This is a genomic window from Flavobacterium cutihirudinis (assembly GCF_003385895.1).
Taxonomy (GTDB): domain Bacteria; phylum Bacteroidota; class Bacteroidia; order Flavobacteriales; family Flavobacteriaceae; genus Flavobacterium; species Flavobacterium cutihirudinis.
This window is the reverse complement of record NZ_QRDQ01000010.1, coordinates 54,174-69,620: the sequence shown is the minus strand read 5'-3', so window position 1 is coordinate 69,620 and position 15,447 is coordinate 54,174. Positions and strand designations below refer to the sequence as shown.

13 protein-coding genes are annotated in these 15,447 nt (G+C 35.3%); 10 read left to right on the top strand and 3 right to left on the bottom strand.

Translation table 11 applies throughout. From position 1 onward, the window contains the following. Positions 1 to 78 precede the first annotated feature (78 nt). From BD847_RS15025 to BD847_RS15005, 5 genes are all read left to right on the top strand, one after another. Positions 79 to 1,464: a TolC family protein gene (locus BD847_RS15025; RefSeq protein ID WP_115889089.1), complete on the top strand. Its 1,386-nt coding sequence runs from the start codon at positions 79 to 81 to the stop codon at positions 1,462 to 1,464. A 12-nt stretch (positions 1,465 to 1,476) separates the two neighbouring features. Then, entirely contained in the window at positions 1,477 to 4,761 is a 3,285-nt protein-coding gene (locus BD847_RS15020) for an efflux RND transporter permease subunit (protein WP_115889088.1), read from the top strand. After that, a complete protein-coding gene (locus BD847_RS15015; protein ID WP_115889087.1) occupies positions 4,751 to 5,839 on the top strand; it encodes an efflux RND transporter periplasmic adaptor subunit in 1,089 nt (362 codons plus the stop codon). Before BD847_RS15020 ends, BD847_RS15015 begins: the two co-directional genes overlap by 11 nt. 254 nt (positions 5,840 to 6,093) lie before the next feature. Next, a complete protein-coding gene (locus BD847_RS15010) occupies positions 6,094 to 6,831 on the top strand; it encodes a hypothetical protein (RefSeq protein ID WP_115889086.1) in 738 nt (245 codons plus the stop codon). Positions 6,832 to 6,865: 34 nt separating this feature from the next. Further along, positions 6,866 to 7,168, top strand: coding sequence for a hypothetical protein (locus tag BD847_RS15005; protein WP_115889085.1), 303 nt, complete (start codon positions 6,866 to 6,868; stop codon positions 7,166 to 7,168). 689 nt (positions 7,169 to 7,857) lie between these two features. Here BD847_RS15005 and BD847_RS15000 read toward each other — a convergent pair. Further along, positions 7,858 to 9,387, bottom strand: coding sequence for a hypothetical protein (locus tag BD847_RS15000; protein WP_115889084.1), 1,530 nt, complete (start codon positions 9,385 to 9,387; stop codon positions 7,858 to 7,860). A 312-nt stretch (positions 9,388 to 9,699) separates the two neighbouring features. On the opposite strand from BD847_RS15000, the gene BD847_RS14995 reads away from it, so the two are divergent. From BD847_RS14995 to BD847_RS14975, 5 genes are all read left to right on the top strand, one after another. Next, positions 9,700 to 10,494, top strand: coding sequence for a helix-turn-helix domain-containing protein (locus BD847_RS14995; protein ID WP_115889083.1), 795 nt, complete (start codon positions 9,700 to 9,702; stop codon positions 10,492 to 10,494). Positions 10,495 to 10,699: 205 nt separating this feature from the next. After that, complete coding sequence (locus tag BD847_RS14990; RefSeq protein WP_115889082.1) at positions 10,700 to 11,122, top strand: DoxX family protein; 423 nt, start codon at positions 10,700 to 10,702, stop codon at positions 11,120 to 11,122. A gap of 20 nt (positions 11,123 to 11,142) precedes the next feature. Beyond that, positions 11,143 to 11,487: a cupin domain-containing protein gene (locus tag BD847_RS14985; protein ID WP_115889081.1), complete on the top strand. Its 345-nt coding sequence runs from the start codon at positions 11,143 to 11,145 to the stop codon at positions 11,485 to 11,487. 307 nt (positions 11,488 to 11,794) lie between these two features. After that, positions 11,795 to 12,022 (top strand): DUF2683 family protein, encoded by a 228-nt coding sequence (locus tag BD847_RS14980; RefSeq protein WP_115889368.1) that lies wholly within the window; start codon positions 11,795 to 11,797, stop codon positions 12,020 to 12,022. Next, a complete protein-coding gene (locus BD847_RS14975) occupies positions 12,012 to 12,311 on the top strand; it encodes a type II toxin-antitoxin system RelE/ParE family toxin (protein WP_115889080.1) in 300 nt (99 codons plus the stop codon). Before BD847_RS14980 ends, BD847_RS14975 begins: the two co-directional genes overlap by 11 nt. A 110-nt stretch (positions 12,312 to 12,421) precedes the next feature. On the opposite strand, the gene BD847_RS14970 is transcribed toward BD847_RS14975, so the two are convergent. Both BD847_RS14970 and BD847_RS14965 read right to left on the bottom strand, forming a co-directional pair. Next, positions 12,422 to 13,858 (bottom strand): gluconokinase, encoded by a 1,437-nt coding sequence (locus BD847_RS14970; RefSeq protein ID WP_115889079.1) that lies wholly within the window; start codon positions 13,856 to 13,858, stop codon positions 12,422 to 12,424. Beyond that, a complete protein-coding gene (locus BD847_RS14965; RefSeq protein WP_115889078.1) occupies positions 13,846 to 15,165 on the bottom strand; it encodes a gluconate:H+ symporter in 1,320 nt (439 codons plus the stop codon). Before BD847_RS14965 ends, BD847_RS14970 begins: the two co-directional genes overlap by 13 nt. Positions 15,166 to 15,447: the final 282 nt, after the last annotated feature.

Here is a 15,447-nt window from a genome sequence, read left to right as displayed (position 1 = left end):
TCACTTAACATGACTTTTATCAGTGTAAGAGAAATAAATTTGTTTCATCAAAAACATTTCATATCACACTTTGAGTTTATGTATTTCAAAAAAATTACCTTATTATTTTTCTTGATTTTTGCCTCAATCGGTTATGCTCAAACCCTGTCTTTAAAAGAAGCAATAAAAACAGGTCTTGAAAACTACGGTTCAATTAGGGCAAAAAACAATTACACCAATGCATCCAAAGAGACGCTGAAACAATCTCGCCGTGATTACTTGCCAAATTTAAATTTATCGGCACAGCAGGATTACGGAACCGTAAACGGACAAAACGGACCGCTTTACGGATTTGGAGGTTTAGGAGTTGCTTCATCAGGTCTTCCGTTGCCAGAACAAAACTGGAATTCGGCTTTTGGCGCACTTTATTTAGTCAACATGAACTGGGATTTTTTCACTTTCGGAAAAACACAGGAAAAAATCAATTTATCTAAAATTGATGTTCAGGCCAAAGAAAAAGATTTACAGCAGGAAAAATTCCAACAGGAAATCAAAATTTCCGCTGCTTATTTGAATTTATTGGCAAGCCAAAGATTGTTGATTTCGCAGCAGAAAAATCTGGATCGTGCCGAAGTTTTCAAAAAAACAGCCGTCGCGAGAGTTAAAAACGGATTATTGGCCGGAGTGGATTCTACATTGGCTACAGCCGAAGTTTCAAAAGCTAAAATAGCTTTAAACTTAGCCAGAAACTTCGTTAAGGAACAAAACAATAAATTAGTAGATTTAATGGGCGTTGCGCCCCAAGATTTTGTTACAGATACACTTTTTGTCACTCAGATTCCAAAAGAATTGGTAACAAAAGAAAGTGCACCGGATAGTCTTCACCCTTTATTACAATTCTATAAAACCAAAATCGATTACAGCAACCAACAGGTTAAATTGTACAAACGTTTCTATTATCCAACAATGAGTGCTTTTGGGGTTTTACAAACCAGAGCTTCTGGATTTGAGAATGGTTATGCGACAGACCAACATGCTTTTAGCAGAAATTACTGGGATGGTGTAAATCCCGATCGCAGCAATTATTTGGTTGGTGTTGGAATTACGTGGAATTTAACCACGCCTTTCCGCTCAAGCAAACAAGTAAGCGCTCAGAAATTTGTTTCTCAGGCGTTGCAGGAAGAGTACAATCAGGCTGACAGAGAATTGAAATCGCAGCTAACTTTTGCCGAAGATAAAATCAAAATTACTTTGGAAAATTATGCCGAAGCGCCAATTCAGGTTGATGCAGCAAAAAGAGCTTACATCCAGAAATCGACATTGTACAAAAATGGTTTAACCGATTTAACCGATTTGACTCAAACTATGTTTACGTTAAATCGCGCTGAAATCGATCGAGATATTGTCAATAATAATGTGTGGCAATCGTACTTATTGAAAGTCGCTGCAACAGGAAATTTTGACTTATTTATAAATGAATTTTAATTATAAATCCTAATGAATTTAATACGTTTTGCACTCCGCAAACCCATTTCCATTTTAGTATTGGTTGCGGGTCTATTTTTCTTCGGAATTGGTGCCATCAAAGACATTAAGGTAGACATTCTGCCAAAAATGAATTTGCCGGTTATTTATATTGCGCACCCATTTGGAGGTTATACGCCAGATCAGATGGAGGCTTATTTTGCCAAAAACTACGTAAACGTTTTACCTTTCTCAAACGGTATCAAATCGGTAGAAACCAAAAATATTCAGGGGTTAATGATTATGAAATTAACCTATTATGAAGGAACCAATATGGCTCAGGCTGCAGCCGAGTTAAGTGCGCTTTCAAACAGAATTCAAGCGGCTTTTCCTCCGGGAACACAGCCTCCGTTTATCATTCGTTTTGATGCTTCTTCACTTCCAATTGGTCAATTGGTTTTGAGCAGTAAAATACGTTCAAACAACGAATTACAGGATTTAGCCAACGTTTATGTTCGTGCTTCCTTTACTTCGATTCCTGGTTTATTATCTCCGGCTCCCTTTGGCGGAAGCCCAAGAACTATTGAGGTAAACGTAGATCCGGATTTATTGCGTTCGCACAATATGACACCGGATCAAATTGTTGAAGCCATTCGTTTGAACAACCAAACGGCTCCTTCAGGAAACGTTCGTATGGGCGATAAAAACTATATTACGCCAACCAACAATACAATTAAAGAAATTAAGGATTTTGAGCAGATTCCGTTATTCAAAGGCGGTGTTCAGAACTTAAAATTAGGCGATGTTGCATCAGTAAAAGATGGTGCCGATATTACTGCGGGTTATGCTTTGGTAAACGGAAAACGTTCGGTTTATATTAGTATCGCAAAAGCGGGAGACGCTTCGACTTGGGATGTGGTTCAGAAATTAAAATCGGAATTACCTAAAATTCAGAGTACACTTCCTGAAGATGTAAACATTACGTATGAATTTGACCAGTCGGTTTATGTAATCAACTCGGTTAAAAGTTTGATTACTGAAGGAATAATTGGTGCGGTTCTAACAGGATTAATGGTTTTATTATTCTTGGGTGACCGTCGTGCGGCTTTGATTGTAATTATGACTATTCCGATTTCGATTATTTCCGGAGTTTTCTTCCTGAAATTATTCGGGCAAACCATCAACTTAATGTCATTATCAGGATTGGCTTTGGCGATTGGTATTTTGGTGGATGAAAGTACGGTAACCATTGAAAATATTCACCAACATCTCGACATGGGAAAACCCAAGGCACTCGCCATTTGGGATGCCTGTCAGGAAATTGCTTTACCTAAATTATTGATCTTACTTTGTATTCTAGCCGTTTTTGCACCAGCATTTACAATGGTCGGAATTCCCGGTGCTTTGTTCTTGCCATTGGCTTTAGCAATTGGATTTTCGATGGTAATTTCATTCTTGCTTTCGCAGACATTTGTTCCTGTAATGGCCAACTGGATGATGAAAGGACACGCCAAACACGAACACGGACCGGAAATTACAGATGATGAAGCTGAATTTAATGACAGCGGTTTAACACCAGAATCGGAACAAAATCTGATTACACAGAAAAAAGATTATGTAGAAAGAGTAGATACCAATAACAACGGAAAAATTAGTGCTTTCGAACGCTTCAAGATTCGTTTCATGCGAACATTAGACCGTTTGTTTGTTCACAAAAAAATAACGACTATCGTATATCTTGTTTCTGCAACTGTTTTGGCAATCATCTTAATTAATTTTATCGGAAAAGACGTTTTCCCGAGAACCAATTCAAGTCAGTTTCAATTGAGAATGCGTGCTGTTGACGGAACACGTTTAGAAAGAACCGAAGAACAAGCGCGAATTGTTCTAAAAGAATTAGAGAAAAAAGTGGGTAAAGAACACATCGGAATTTCATCTGTATATGTTGGTCAGCACCCTTCGTTGTTCTCCATCAACCCAATTTATCTTTTCATGGCAGGTTCACACGAAGCCGTTTTTCAGGTGAGTTTGAAAGACTATCATGAAGACATGGATGATTTTAAAGACGATTTTAGAGCTAGACTTAAAAAAGCACTTCCTAATACCAAAATTTCTTTTGAACCAATCGAGTTGACCGACAAAGTTTTAAGTCAGGGCTCTCCTACTCCAATCGAAATTCGAGTGGCCGGAAAAGACAAAAAACGAAATGAATTGTTTGCGAATCAAATTGTAGAAAAACTGAAAGCGATTTCGTATTTCAGAGACGTTCAAATTGGTCAGCCGATTCATTATCCGGCAATGAATATTGATATTGACAGAACCCGTGCTGCCGAATTAGGAGTTGATATGAACGATATTTCACGTTCGCTTGTGGCTTCAACTTCATCTTCACGTTATACCGAAAAAAACAACTGGGTTGACGAAAAAGCAGGATTATCGTATTCTGTTCAGGTTCAGGTTCCGTTAAACAAAATGAAAAGTAAAACCGATATTGGAGAAATTCCGGTATTGAAAAACTCGCTTCGTCCTGTTTTAAGTGACGTTGCTAAAATTACACCCGGCTTTGTAAGTGGTGAAAACGACAATTTAGGGGCCATGCCATACATTACTGTTACTGCAAACATCTTCCAGACCGATTTGGGGACCGCTTCTAAAGATGTGAGCAAAACTATTAGTTCTCTTGGCGAATTACCACGTGGTTTGTTTATAACGCCAATTGGACTAAGTACTGTATTGACCGAGACATTAAGCAGTTTGCAAACTGGATTATTGGTTGCTATTTTTGTAATCTTCTTAATGTTGGCCGCTAATTTTCAGTCGTTCAAAGTTTCGTTAGTCATTTTAACGACAGTTCCTGCGGTAGTTTTAGGCGCTTTATTAATGCTTACGCTTACAGGTTCGACGCTAAACTTACAATCGTATATGGGAATTATCATGTCGGTTGGGGTTTCGATTGCCAACGCCGTTTTATTGGTGACGAATGCCGAACAGCTTCGAAAAATAAACGGAAATGCCTTAGAATCTGCGCGTGAAGCTGCTGCATTGCGTCTTCGTCCGATTATCATGACTTCGGTGGCGATGATTGCCGGAATGTTGCCAATGGCAATTGGTCATGGCGAAGGTGGCGATCAGGTTTCTCCGTTAGGAAGAGCGGTTATTGGCGGATTATTATTTTCTACTTTTGCCGTATTGCTTATTCTGCCTCAGATATTTGCCTGGGCACAAGAAAAAACATCGACACAATCTGTTTCTTTAGATCCTGAAGACGAAGAAAGTATCCATTATATCTCATCTTTAAAACCAAAAAATGAACACTAAAATTATAAAATATAGCGCGCTGGTTTTTTCAGCATTATTTTTCTTAAACAGCTGTAATTCTAAAAAAGAAGAAACAGTAACACAGGAAATTGAACCTAAAGTAGAAACTTTCCTTTTAGCGAAGGAAAAACTAACAACAGAATTGCGTTTACCAGCCGAATTAACCGGTTTTCAACAAGTTGATTTGTATGCAAAAGTGAGCAGTTTCGTAAAAACTCTTAAAGTTGACATTGGTTCGAAAGTAAAAAAAGGACAGCTTTTAATTGTTTTAGAAGCGCCTGAAATTAGTTCGCAAGTGGCTGCAGCCGAATCAAGATTGAAATCTATGGAAGCGATTTACGCTACCAGCAAAAGCACTTACAACCGTTTGTACGAAACGAGTAAAGTAGAAGGAACCATTTCTAAAAATGACTTAGAAATGGCAAGCGGAAAAAAGAATTCTGATTACGCACAATACCAAGCAGCAATTGCAGCTCATAAAGAAATTTCCATTATGAGAGGTTACTTAGAAATTCGTGCTCCGTTTGATGGTGTTGTAGCCGCAAGAAATGTGAATTTAGGAACATTTGTTGGACCGGCAGGAAAAGGCTCAGATTTGCCTTTATTAACGATTCAGGAGCAAAGTAAATTGCGTTTGGCGGTTTCTGTTCCGGAATTGTACACAGGATATTTACACCCAGGCGACGAAATGAGTTTTAATGTAAAATCGTTACCGGAAACTTTTACAGCTAAAATTACCAGAATGTCTGGTGCATTAGATTTGAAACTTCGTTCTGAAAGAGTTGAAATGGACGTTCACAACACCAAAGGAAATTTATTACCCGGAATGGTTGCCGAAGTTTTATTACCGCTTAACGCGAAAGACAGCACTTTTGTAGTACCAAAATCGGCAGTAGTAAGTTCTGCAGAAGGAATATATGTGGTGAAAGTAGTAAACCATAAAGCAACAAGAGTTGACATTAAAAAAGGAAGAGAAATCGAAGATAAAATCGAAATTTTCGGGGATTTGACTCCAAACGATAAACTGGTGAAAATTGCCAGCGAAGAAACTAAGGAAGGCGATGTCATAAACGAATAACCTGCGTTTTAGTCTTCTTTTTAGTAGATTACCCAAAAACTGTACGCATTCTTAGGAATGCAAATTTAAAAATTTGCTTAAAAGGGCAGTTCTTCTTTAATTGGAGGGACTGTCCTTTTTTTGCTTTCTTATATTTTTTCTTTATAATATTTAATATACACCTCTTATATTTTTTCAATAAAAGTATAAAACATGGTCAAAATCAATTATAATAAAAATAAATATATTTGACAAAAAAACTAGAATTTTGAAATATGACAAACACATCATTTGAATCATTAATTAATAATTTAAAACATTTAATATTTCTAGCTGTTCCATTATCTATAGCAATAACTTATATGGGAGTTTTTTCCTTTTATCTTAATTTTGATATAGATATTAGTACTTATTTAGGTTTTGAAGACTTAACTATAATCTATTCGAAGTATACAATTGCTTCATTAATTTACCTACTTATTTTGTACTTTGGAATTAAAAAAATGTTTCAAGAAAAAGACAACAGTTATTGGGATAAAACTATTTTTAAAACGTCATTAAAGAGAAGAATTATACCTATGACAATTGTAATAGGTATAATATTTTATATTATGTATAGCAATGAAACATTAAGGGTATTTATTGCTATAATCATTGTGTCTATTCTTATGCTAAGTTTTATTGAATTCTCAATTTATAATTTGTTTTTTGATTCCAAAAAATATAATAAGGTTGAAAATGAACAAAACTTGATTGGAATAATGATATCTCTATCATTTGTGGTTTTACTTATTCCTCTTTCTGTTGGATTTCATTGTAAAAAAATCATACAACGAGAAAGTGTTATTTTACATATCGATAATAACAAAACAATAGATGCACAAAAAACTTCTAATTTGAGATTTATTGGAAAAACTTCTTCATTCGTTTTCATTTTAGATTCAATTAACGATAAAACAATAGTTTTCCCTATCGATAAAATTAACGAAATTGAATATTGTAATGTAAAATAAACTATTATTCAAACCTTTATATATAATTTATAAAATGGAACTAAAAGAATTCATATCAGAGTCAATAAAGCAAATTACAGATGGTCTTATAGAGGGGCACAACTACATTAAACAAAAGTCTCCTACTTCAGAAGGTGTAGAAAATGGTTATAGAAAAATTCATTTTGATATTGGTGTTCAATCCAATGAAGGAAATAAAGATGATATTGGAGGTAAAATAACTGTTTCTCAAATTTTCCAAGTTGGAGGTAAAACTGAAAGTAGTTCATCTACAATAAATACGAATAGAATTCAATTCGATGTCCTTATCGCGATAAGCCATAAAAAATATATTTAATGTAAAAAAACCCCGCTAGCGCGAGCGTCTCGCTCGTGAACGCAAGAAATTCAAAATACCAATTGCATCTTGCCCGAGCGGGATGCTCGCGCTAACAAATAAACCAAGCAAATAGAACAATTTTCTACATAAATGACGTCTAAAGATCCATCGTTGAGGTTGTTTACCCCAATTTTTCGGTTCGGAGCCTCAAATTTGAGGTCCGGAACCTCAAAATATACGTTGGCTGACGTAAAATTTGACGTCATGAGCCTCAAATTTGGGGTTCCGGACCTCAAATTTGAGGCTCCGGACCTAAACAATGGAGTTCTGAACCTAAACGATGGGGTTCCGAACCTGAATGATGCATGAAAGAACGTAATCCGTGATTTAAATTATATATTGGACCCCGCTCCGCAAAGTCTCCCGACTTTGCGTTTTTTTTTGATGTTCTTAAAAATTCTAAACTAGATAAAGTCTCCTGACTTTTCCTTAAAATATCTCTGAATCGCCAATCTTTGCAGAGCTCCTTGCGAAGATTTCTCTCCCGAAGCCTCGGGATCGAAATAACAAACTACACGACTAAATCCATTTTTTTTTGTATAAAAAAAATCCCGTAATCCCAGCGGTTACCGGAATTACGAGAAAATTTAATTACAATTCAAAATATCAACTAATATCACATATAACTTAGAAATTTCGGTATCAAATTAATCTACCCGATTATAAACAAGAGACCCTACATTTCCGGAAACTGGTCCCGTAGAAGTCGCTGTGATTGATTTACCATCAGCACTCATTGTGATTGTGCCGTCAAAAGACCAGGTTACACCATCAATTTGGCCGTTTGTTGTGGTTAAATACAAGTCTTTACAATTCCATTTCCTGTCGTTTACTTTTACTATCTCTTTCATTTTTACGCTTCCAACATCTACGTAGCCTTTGTTTTTCGCAATTTCCCAATTCGGGCTGAAAGAATACAAAGTTCCATTATTACCGGCAATGATTATTCCAACGCCGGCTGAGTTTAACCATTTACCATCAAGACTTAAATTTATTACCACTGGAGGACTACTTGTAGTAAATGAAATCTCATTTCCGTAAAAAGTGCCATCACTATTCACGGCAAAAGCTCTTACATAATAAGTAGTATTAGGCAACAGGTTGCTTAAACTACTAGAAAAAGTATCGTTCCCATTACCTTCAATTGATTTTGTACTCAAGTTAGTCGTTGGATTTGTGTTGACATCCCAAACTACACCACGCTCTGTAATAACTGAACCTTCATTAACATCTATAATACCACCAGTTGTAGCTGAATTATGTGTAACTAAATCGGCTGCTGTTGTTGTAATTATTGGCAATTTAACTTCGGGAGTAAAATCTCCGGGGCAAGAAAATTCATATTCCCATTTCGTTCCACCCATTTCACAACCCGACACAACCACTTCAATTTCCTTTCCTAAACTTGGATCATAAGTAAAAAGAAATTCTCCTTTTTCGCCTACATAACCCAAAGCTTCAGTTGCGGCAGAACAATTTAAGGCTCTTCTTAATGTTGCTCTTTCCGTATTAGAACCTGTACCTCCTATCCAAATCCCATTCTGAAAAATATCTATTTTATCTTTTACGGTATACGTTTCGTAGCTTATTTTTACCTGACCGGCTGTTTCCGGCAATGTGAAAATAGTACTTGTTATTCCGTGACCGCCAGACACTTTTGTTTTACCGCAATTCTCTGGTTTTGTAATCGTTACATTAACTTCAGTAATAGCGCTGATTTTTCCACTCTTGTCATAAAATTTTAAAATCAAAACCAAATTATCTACTTCAACTACAGCAGGCAAACCAATAGGCAGCGAAATTAATCCGTTATTAATATCCGAATCAATGCTTACATCATAATAACTATTCGAGCCTTTTACTTGTACATAAGCCCCTTTTAAATTTGCTTTTAAGGGAGAATAAAAATCGGCTGCTAAAACAATTTTACTTCCCGAAGAATAGGAAATATTGGTATCTATATTGGTTATTAATGGTGCTTCTAAAATTGCTGAAGACAGAGGAATATTTTCTGATTTCACTAAAGTTGCATTCGGAATCACCAAGATTTCTGTTAGGTTATTTTCGTTCGGAGGTATTATTTCAGTAGGATCTTCATCAGGAGCTCCGTCGTTAGAACAGGAACTTAAAAACAATATCAATATTCCAATAAAGCTGACAAGTAGATTTTTTTTCATTTTTCAGATTTTAGAGCTGAGTTCTCGGGATGGTTAGTTATAAACAGATAATGGTCCATTTAATTAATTCACTCAAATATGCTTGCAAGTCTATTATTATGAGTAAACAAAACTAATTTTAAAATCATACTTAAAAAATACGCCAAAAGGAGTATTTTACAACTAAATACTTACTACTTATCAAGAGAAATTTACGTCAATACATAGGAAATTAGACAAACTTAAATTATATCAACAGACGCCAGTAAAACACTCGTCTAAGGAAGGAATTTAAGTTATATATTTGTTTTACAATGCTGTAATTACAAAAAAATGATTGATATAAAAACATTTGAGCAAGCAGAAGATTTACAAATTCCGAGACGTGTATTAAAATATGTGCTTCTATTTTGTACATCGGGCGAAATGATACTTTCTGTAGATGAAAACGAATATACGATTACCACAAATTCGGTCTTAACGATAACTTCCGGGCAAATTCATTTTATAAAAAACAGCAACAACGCAACCGGATTTGTTTTGGAATTTACTTATGATTTTTTCTGCAAAAATGATAATGATATCGAACTCATTTTTCATAATAGTTTGTTCTGTCATTTTGCAATGAACGAAGTAATTCAAGTTGACGACGACAAATTGGTTGTTGATTCACTACAACTTATTCAGCAAGAACTTATTGAAAAACCATATCAATACCTCATCTCTATTCATTCCAGAATTCAATTGATTTTAATAGAAATCAATCGTTCTAAAATAAAATTGGGCGAAGAAATCTACAAACCAGACGCTTTGTTTCTTCATTTTCTTGAAGCCATTCGGGGTAATTTTGACAAAAATCTTTCGGTTGCTGAAATTGCTAATATAATTGGCACTACCGAAGCCAAACTAAACGAACTTTCAAAACTACATTGCAATAAAACAGCTCAAAATATCATCTTCGGATTGATTATTTCTGAGGCAAAACGTTTGTTTACTTACGAGAAATTATCGGTAAAAGAAACGGCTTATGCTTTGGGTTTTAATGATCCATTTTATTTTTCGAATTTCTTTAAAAAACATACTAATATTTCTCCTAAATCTTATAAGGAAAAATTGGTTCAATTGTAGCGATTATTTTTTAAGATTTTCCCACAATACTGAAATTTGCCCATTTTATGTCATTTCTCCTTCGTCGAAATGACAAATAATACGTTTATAGTCAAAAGGCTTTATGACTTCAAGCATAATTACATGCTTTTTCCAAGATTCTCTATTCTTTAAGGAGAACCTCCGCCCGATCTTTGTATCTAATTAATTACTAACAAAATAGTATATGAAAAGTTATCAAGATTATGCAGTTTTTCTTTTGAGAATTGCTTTGTCCACAGGATTTACATCAGCCGTTTGTAGCCGATTGGGATTTTGGGGTAATCAATCTTCTGGCTGGGAAAATTTTCTGGCTTACGCCGAAAAAGTAAATTCTTTTGCTCCAAAAAGCTGTATTCCAGCTATTGCAATTACTACTACAGTTACTGAATCACTTTTGGCTATCCTCCTTCTCTTTGGCTACAAAACCAAATTTGCATCTATTGGCGCATCCATTTTAACCTTTTTGTTTGCGCTCGCCATGACGTATTCTTTTGGTGTAAAAGAACCGTTGGATTATTCTGTTTTTGTGTTTTCGATGGGCGCATTTCTTTTAGCAACAGTCGAAACATACAAATGGAGCTTAGATGAATTTCTTTCAAAAAATTAAACAATTTAAAATCAATTGAAATGGAAAAACAAATCACAAAAACAAGCGAATTAAACTGGAAACCTCTTATCGAAGAAGGCGTAAATACAGACGGCATTTTCTATAAAGTGTTATGCTTCGACGAAACCACCAACAGACCAAAGACTTTTTTATTAAAGTTTGAAGCCGGAGCTTCATACCCAAATCACCTTCATCCAGGAGGAGAAGAAATCTTTGTCCTTGAAGGTGAAGTCCGTTCTGCAAAAGACGAATTAAAAACAGGTGATTATTTATATATGCCACCTCAAAGTACTCACTCTGTTTTTTCTAAAAATGGCTGTACACTTTTGTTTATAGTACCGGAGGAAGTGGTTATTTTGAATTAAACAAACATTTCAAAAGAGCCAAAGGCTCAACCCATATTGTAGAGCTGGACTTTATTTTAGGATGCAATTTTAAAATAAAATTTTCAACGTTGATACAATTCAATTTAGACTGGACTGAAGTCCAGCCCTACAATATAAATCATTCCTTCGGAATTTTTGAAGTCTTTGAAAAACATTTATTCCTTTCATTTTTTACACTGTAGAAAATGCAAATCTTAAAAAGGATAATTGAAATAAATTATTGACATTAACATGAAAATTAGAGTTTTGTCTTAACTTTGTTTATTCACTTTAGTAAATGAAAATCATGCAAGCAATTAACATCACAGCATATACAGAAGATGCTTCTCAAATTGAAGCTGTAAAAGCTTTTATGAAAGCACTAAAGATCAAATTTGAGATAGCAAATGTAAAACCTTACGAATTATCTGAAGAACAACAACAAATTTTAAATGATCAGGTTACTTCAGATAAAAATCTTTACACTGATGCTGAATCTGTTTACACTGATTTAAAAAAGAAATATGAATTATAAGATTATCGTTTCTCCTGTTGCCATAAAAAACATTGAAGAAGCTATTGAATATTACATATTAAAAGCGAGCAAGAAAGTTGCCTTAGACTTTCTTAATGATTATAAAAAAGTTTATAAAGCCTTACAGACAAGTAATTTTTATCAATTTCACGATAATAACTATCGTTATCTTCCTTTTAAAAAATTTCCATACGTTGCATTTTTCATTGTTGATGAATTATCAAAAACAGTATTTCTAAATGCTGTTTTTCATACTTCTCAAAATCCTGAAAAATATCCTTTAAGATAAAAGAGCCAAAGGCTCGAACTATTTTGTAGAGCTGGACTTCAGTCCAGTTTCATAATACGAATAATCAATTTTTATCTTTTAATACTCGTAATGCAAATTCACATTTACTCTTAAAAATCCTTCAGTAAAGGATATACTTTTTTAAACTTGTTGAACGCCAATTCATAAACACTTTTATTTTCCGTATTAGGAAAATAGGTTTGTCCGGTTTTGTTATCATCTGTGATTTCCTCGCCTAGTGATCTTAAACCTATAAGAACAGCGCCCCAGGAAGATCCTTCGATAGTTTGTGAGGTTTCAACCTGCATCTGAAAAATATCAGCAACCATTTGAAGCCACAGTTCGCTTTTGCCAAATCCGCCGCTGGCCATAATTTTTGTTTCTTTTCTATGTTCAGGATTCGGAATTAAAATTTCTGTTATTTGAAACAATCCAAATAAAATTCCTTCTAAAGTGGCTCGTACCAAGTGTGCTTGCGTGTGCGTGATCTGCATTCCTAAAAGGGTTCCTTGAGCCGAGGCATCCCAGATTGGCGCGCGTTCTCCCAATAAATACGGTACAAAAAGCAGTCCATCAGAACCCGCAGGGATTTTTGCAGCTTCTTCAATAAGAACTTCTAAAGATAGGGACGTTTTCAGCAAAGTTTCTTTCAGCCATTGTAAAATTATCGCACCGTTATTGACAGCGCCTAAAGTAAGATATTGATTGTCTATTAAATGATAACACTGCGTGCGCATTTGGTCGTCAAGATACGGTTTGTCAATGGGCAGTCGAACTGCTCCGCTTGTGCCAATAGTTAAAGCAATACAATTTTTGTTCATGGCGCCTGTTCCTAGATTGGCCAGCGCACCGTCTCCACCGCCCATTACATAAAGAAAATCATCTGAGATTCCTTTACATTGATGTGTGACTTCGCAAACTTTAGATAGTTGATGTGGCTTTATGTTTAAGAAATCCAAAACTTCCTTATCCCAATCTAAAGTATGAATGTTTAACAATCCCGTTCCGGATGCCATTGAGGTGTCTGTGTAATATTCATTGGTCAAATGATGCCAGACATATTCTTTTATACTGATGAATTTATACGTTTTGGAAAATAGTTCAGTGTCAAACTCTTTAAACCAGGCAATTTTTGTGAAGGGAGAAAAAGGATGAATTGGTATTCCGGTTTTTTGATAAAAGTGTTTTCCTTGATCTGAATTTTTAAGTTTTTCAGCAATTTCCGTTGCTCTGTTATCTGCCCATAAAATAGCATCTGTCAGTGGTTTTCCATTTTCGTCAATTGCAATAACACTTTGCATCGCTGAGCTAAAACTGATAAATTGAGGCTGAATTCCGTTTGTAATCTCGTTAATACATTCCTTTACGGTTTGTAAAATTTCGTGTGGTTTTTGAACGCTCCATTCCGGCTTGGGATGATACATTTCGTACGACTTAGTAATTTGTCGGATCACATTTCCCTTTTTATCAAAACAAACGGCTTTTGTGGCTGTTGTTCCTATGTCAATGCCAATATACAATGCTTCCATATTATTTATTTGATCCATAAATTTAAAAGTAATACACCAATTAATCCCATTACTCCTATAATGGTTTCCATAATCGTCCAGGTTTTAAAAGTGTCTGACACGCTGATGCCAAAATATTCCTTAAACATCCAAAACCCGGTATCGTTTACATGCGAGCACATTAAACTTCCTGCGCCGATAGACAAAACCATTAATTCCGGACTCACACCAGATGCAATCACTAAAGGCTGAACAATTCCGGCTGCGGTTAATCCGGCGACTGTCGCAGATCCTAAAGCAATGCGAATAATAGTCGCAATCAGCCAGCCTAATAATAAAGGAGAAAGATAAGATTGTTCGAAAAAAGTACTTAAATCTGTTCCGATTCCGCTGTCAATTAATACTTGTTTAAAAGCGCCGCCGGCAGCAATTATTAAAATGATCATTGTAGCCGCACTTAAAGCACTACCCGATTTGTCCATGATATCCTGCATTTTTCTTCCGCGTAAAATGCCTAAGGTAAATACAGCAAAAAGTATCGCAATTAACATTGAAGTCAACGGATTTCCAATAAAAAGCAACACGGCACGTAACACACTTTCTTTGGGCAAAAGTAATTCACTGAACGTAGCTGTTGCCATTAAAAAAACTGGAACTAATGCCGTTATAATACTAATTGCAAAAGAAGGCATTTCTGATTCTGTGAAAGTTTTGCTGTCGAATAATCCTTTTGGGGGAAAAGCATTTATTTTTTTTATAAATTCAGGAAAGATGATTCCGGCCATGAAAAGTGCAGGAAGCGCAACTATAAGTCCGTAAAGAAGTGTTTTTCCGATATTGGCTTTAAAAATAACTGCAATTGCTGTTGGACCCGGATGTGGAGGCAAAAAACCATGCGTAATAGAAAGTGCCGATGCCATGGCAATTCCTAAATAAATGATAGGCTGTTTCGTGCTTTTGGCCACGGCAAAAACCATTGGAATCAAAATTATAAACCCTGCATTGTAGAACATCGAAATTCCGACAGAGAATCCAGTTATAACCATTGCCCATTTAATATGCTGAATGCCAAAAGACCGAATCATGACAGAACTGATTCGCTGTGCAGCGCCACTATCAGAAAGTAAATTTCCTAAAATAACGCCAAAGGCAATAATTAAAATTAAAGAACCTAACGTACTTCCTATTCCCTCTTGTATCGAATTTATTAAATCCGGAAAAGACATCTGCTTGAAAATGCCGACAAAGAAAGCGGCAATAATTAGGGAAATAAAGGCATTGAGTTTTACAACGGAAATCAGAATCAATAATAAGAGAATCCCTGCAATAAGAATTAGTAGCGACATAATTTATTGATTAAGTGTTTTTGAATTTGTCTCGTAAAAATATTACTTTCTACACGTAAAAAGTCGCCATTTAAAATTTAATATGTTAAATAAATTCATTTAGAGTTGCTTAGGAAAATTATGAAAAAGATACTTTCTCGTCTAGCCCCTCCCGATAGCTATCGGGAGAAACGGCATCCTTTTATGGTGGTCCCGAGGCTTCGGGATCACCATAAAAGATATAGTGAAGAGCGGGACAAATGTTGATAAAAACCGAAAAAATTCTGCTTCTAAAAAAATCAG